The following is a 4,356-nucleotide window of genomic DNA, read 5'->3' as shown; positions in this document are numbered from 1 at the left end:
GACGGGGGGCTTGGGAACGTGGCAGGGCTCTCTCCAAGCGACTCCCACCTCGGGCAGCAGCGCCGCCAGTTCGCGCCGCATCACCTCCGCCGTGGGGGCACGCTTCTCCGGGTCCCGGGCAACGAAATGGAGGACCGCCGCGCCCAGGGCCGCTGGCACCCGAGGGTTGAGCGAATGCGGCGCGGGCAACTCCAACCGGCCGCCCAGGAACATGGCCGGAGATTCACTCCAGGGGCGCGCCATCGTCAGCAAATCGTAGAGGCAGATGCCCAGCGCGTAGACATCATCCGTGGCCTTGAAAGCGTAGCGCGCCTCGGACTCCTCGCCATGCTCGCGCAGGAACTTCGTGGCCTCGGGGGAGCGGTAGCGCCGGGTACCGGGCGGCAGGGGGGAATCCGTCAATTCGGGCGCCTGCGCATAGCTGCCCACCCCGAAGTCCAGCAGGAAGGGCTCGCCGTCGGAAGCGCGCACCAGGATGTTGTTCAGCTTCAAATCCCGGTGGAAGACGCCCCGCGAGTGCACGTGGGCGAGGGCCGACGCCAGCTTGACGAAAAGGGCCACCACTTCGTGCGCCGTGGGGTGCATCTTCTCCAGCCACTCACCCAGCGTGGAGCCCTCCACGTAGTCCTCGACGACGTAGAGCCAGCCCCGTGTCGCGTCGTTCCACCGGCCATACGCGTGGGGCCGTACGATGTTGGGGTGGCCCTCTACCTGGACGAGGCAGACCATCTCCCGCAGCAGGCGCGCGTCCGATTGCTCCGCGTCCCCGCTGCTGGCACGGCGCAGGGCCATCTTCATCGCGAAGCGCTGGCCGTCCTTCTCCACGAGGTAGACGGCGCCGAAGGAGCCCGCGCCCAGGGGCTTCACCACGCGCCAGCCATCCACCATCTGCCCGGGCTTCAAGCTGGCGGGAATGAAAAGCAGCATGGCCCGCGCTTCTAGAACACCAGGGAAGGAATGAGAAGGCGCCGAGCGCCTGTGCTGTCGCGTAGCTCCACCCGGAGGGCGGCGTCTTCGGGCCAATCCTCGCCACGGGCCTCCACCACGATCAGCGCCTTCCCGCCGGGAGCGATGTGAGGCCCTCGCATCGCCACGGTCGCGGCACGGGAACGCCCACCACCTGCCGGGGACAGTCGGGCCTCCGTGGGCGTCCAGGGCACTGCCCCTCCATTCGTCACTTCAAGCGAAAGCGCGACCCAACCTGTCCCTCGGAAAGCGACGACGCGCTCTGCCTTCAACACGTCAGTGGGCTTGAGCACCTCCTCTACTCGAAGGTCTTTCGCTTGGACACCCATACGGTCCATCGTCCCGGTCAGGATCATGCCCGAAGGCCCCGTGGCCGCGCTTCGTGCCCGGAGCGCTTCCAACTCGGCGTCCTTGCCCGCGCATGCGGCGCGCACCTCGTCCAGTTCAGCCTGTACCGCCTCGGCCGTGCGTGGCAGCCGCGACACCTGGACCTGTACGTCCACCTGTATGGCGTTCGTGACGAGCGCGAACACGGCCCGCACCGGGGACAGGCCGTCCGCGAAGGGCACGGTCAACAGCACACGCTCTCCCGTCGCCACGTCGCCCGTGGGCTTGAGCATGATCAGCCGGTCCGTGGCCACGATCACCTCGAAACGGTCTCTGGCGTCCCCCAGCTTCACAGCCGCGCGGTCCACGGGGGAGTCGAACTCCAGCACCGTGAGGGAGCCAGAAGCGACGTGCAGCTCCACCGGCTTGCCGGCTGCGGCCTGAGAGAGCGTCACCCGCCGCTGCACCAGCTCACGCCCTCGTGGGGGCTCCTGAGCCGTGACGTTCGTGCCCAACAGGAGAAGGGACAGCAACAGCAACGGACGGGAAACCAGGAGCACCGGCAGGCAACCTCCGAGAAGACGGCGCCGACCGTAACAGGTGCCGTGGAGTCGCAGGTCTCCGAGCGGCCCCGGTATCGCTGTCCATCGCGATGGTGGGGCGGGCCGAGTCGAGGAAGCGCGAGACCTCGCCCGCCTTGAGTGCCTTGGGAACCCGAAGCGCACGAAAAAGCCCCGGCTCCTCGCGAAGCCGGGGCGCGTGTTCTTTTTCAGCGTCAGTGCCGCTTCAGCGAATCAGGCCGCTGTCGATGCGGGTCTTCCCGAAGATCATCAGGAAGGAGAAGTCCGCCTCCTGGCGGGTGGAGCTGTTCGACACCTCCACGCGGATCTCCCGGTCACAGCCACCGGCCCGGTTCACCGTCGTCGTCCAGCCCGGCACCGCTTCCAGCTTCTCGATGGTGCTGGTGATGCAGGAGCCGCTGGTGCCGCCCGTGGCGGGGATGAACGTCTTGATGGTGACCGAGGCGACGGAACCGGACTGCCCGTCCGGCAGGTTGTAGATGCCGGCCGCGTACTCCGTCACGAACGTCTGGTTTCCCGCCGCGTCGGTGGTGGAGGAAACCTCACGCATGTGCTCGCCGGGGCCCAGGAGCGCGGCGGTGCTGACGCCGACCTCCGGCGCCTCCGAAGCACTGACGCCCTCGCCGCAGCCGGCCAGGAGGGAAAGGGAGACAAGCAGGGTTGCCGAGGACTTGAAGAATGCGCGCAAAGGGATGAACTCCAGGAAGTAGGCCACGGGGGTGGCGCTTGGAGGCTGTCATGTCTTTGCGGCGTCCATCAAATGATGAGGCCTTTCCGTACTCCGAAGGTGGGCGGGGTCGTACGGCCGGAGCGGATGAGGCCCTGTGCCGCTTGAGTTGCCATTGTCGGACGTCACGGACGGGGGAGCGCTGCGTTGGCCCCGTGGGGAGGCGCGTGCGAGGAAGCTGCCCCCTGCCTCCCGTGCTCGCCCCTCCTGCGTGAGGCCCACACCGTGCGCATTCGTTGATCCAGGCGCCGTGTCGCCGCCGTTCCGTCAGGAGGAAACCCGTGACTCTCGAAACCCACCGCGCGCAGCCGAAGTCCGGAGCAGGACTGCCACCGGACAGTGTGGAACGCTTCCGGGCACAGCTTCGGGGCCCGCTCATCCGCCCCGGAGACGCTGACTACGAGGAGGCATGCCAGCTGTACAACGCGATGATCCACAAGCGCCCGGCCATGGTGGCCCGGTGCGCGGACGTGGCGGACGTCATCGCCTCGGTGACCTTCGCTCGCGAGCAGGGCCTGCTGCTGGCCGTGCGCGGCGGGGGACACAGCGGCGGTGGCATGGGGCTGGTCGACGACGGGCTGGTGATCGACCTGTCGAACATGCGCGGCGTGCGGGTGGACCCCCAGGCCCGCACGGTGCGGGTCGCGGGGGGCTGCGTCTGGGGAGACGTGGACCACGCCACCCACGCCTTCGGGCTGGCGGTGCCCTCGGGCATCATCTCCACCACGGGCGTGGCCGGGCTCACGCTGGGCGGCGGCACGGGCCACCTCACGCGGCGCTTCGGCCTCACCATCGACAACCTGCTCGCCGTGGACCTGGTGCTCGCGGACGGTCGCCTCGTCACGGCCAACGCCGAACAGCACCCGGACCTGTTCTGGGCGGTGCGCGGCGGGGGCGGCAACTTCGGCGTCGTGACGTCGTTCCTCTTCCGGGCCCACCCGGTGGACACCATCATCGGAGGACCCACGCTCTGGCCGCTGGACCGAGCGGCGGAGGTGATGCGCTGGTACCGCGAATTCCTGCCCGCCGCGCCCGAGGACCTCAACGGCTTCTTCGCCTTCATGACCGTGCCTCCCGCGCCTCCGTTCCCGGAGTCCCTGCACCTGCAGAAGATGTGCGGCGTGGTGTGGTGCTACACCGGGGCCCCCGCGCGCGCGGATGCGCTGTTCGCGCCCGTGAAGGCGCTCAAGCCCGCCCTGCACGGCGTGCAGCCCATGCCCTACCCCCTGCTGCAGGCGGCCTTCGACGGGCTCTATCCGCCCGGGCTGCAGTGGTACTGGCGCGCGGACTTCGTGCGCGAGCTGAGCGACGACGCCATCGCGCGCCACGTGGAGTTCGCCGAGCGGCTGCCGTCGATGCACTCCACGATGCACCTCTACCCCGTGGACGGGGCGGCGCACCGGGTGGGCCCGCATGACACGGCCTTCCGCTACCGCGACGCACGCTGGAACCAGGTCATGGTGGGCGTGGACCCCTCGCCGGAGAAGGCGGCGGACATCAGCGCCTGGGCGAAGGACTACTGGAACGCGGTGCACCCGTACTCCGCGGGCGGCGCCTACGTGAACTTCATGATGGACGAGGGGCAGGACCGCGTGCGCGCGACCTACGGCGACAACTACGCGCGGCTGGTGGAGGTGAAGAACCGCTACGACCCCACCAACCTCTTCCGTGTGAACCAGAACATCCCGCCGGACCCGGTGCCACCCGCACACGTCGCGCATTGAGGAGGGGCGGAGGGTTGCTTGACTCAGGGGG

Annotated in this window: 4 protein-coding genes; 1 reads left to right on the top strand and 3 read right to left on the bottom strand. The window is 69.0% G+C overall.

Translation table 11 applies throughout. From position 1 onward, the window contains the following. From D7V97_RS40620 to D7V97_RS40610, 3 genes are all read right to left on the bottom strand, one after another. Positions 1-927: serine/threonine-protein kinase (locus D7V97_RS40620; RefSeq protein WP_147445190.1), on the bottom strand; the 927-nt coding region annotated here is incomplete at its 3' end. Between the two features lie 11 nt (positions 928-938). Then, positions 939-1,853 carry a DUF2381 family protein gene (locus tag D7V97_RS40615; RefSeq protein WP_158623560.1) on the bottom strand — a complete coding sequence of 305 codons (915 nt, stop codon included), beginning with the start codon at positions 1,851-1,853 and terminating at the stop codon, positions 939-941. Between the two features lie 226 nt (positions 1,854-2,079). Continuing rightward, entirely contained in the window at positions 2,080-2,562 is a 483-nt protein-coding gene (locus D7V97_RS40610) for a hypothetical protein (RefSeq protein WP_147445189.1), read from the bottom strand. 320 nt (positions 2,563-2,882) lie between these two features. Between D7V97_RS40610 and D7V97_RS40605 the strand changes: the two genes are divergently transcribed. Next, positions 2,883-4,325, top strand: coding sequence for an FAD-binding oxidoreductase (locus tag D7V97_RS40605; RefSeq protein ID WP_120615924.1), 1,443 nt, complete (start codon positions 2,883-2,885; stop codon positions 4,323-4,325). The last annotated feature ends 31 nt before the right edge of the window (positions 4,326-4,356 follow it).

It is taken from the genome of Corallococcus sp. CA053C, assembly GCF_003611675.1.
Classification (GTDB): Bacteria; Myxococcota; Myxococcia; order Myxococcales; family Myxococcaceae; genus Corallococcus.
Note: the sequence above shows the minus strand (reverse complement) of the source record. Positions and strands in the feature narration are given on the sequence as shown.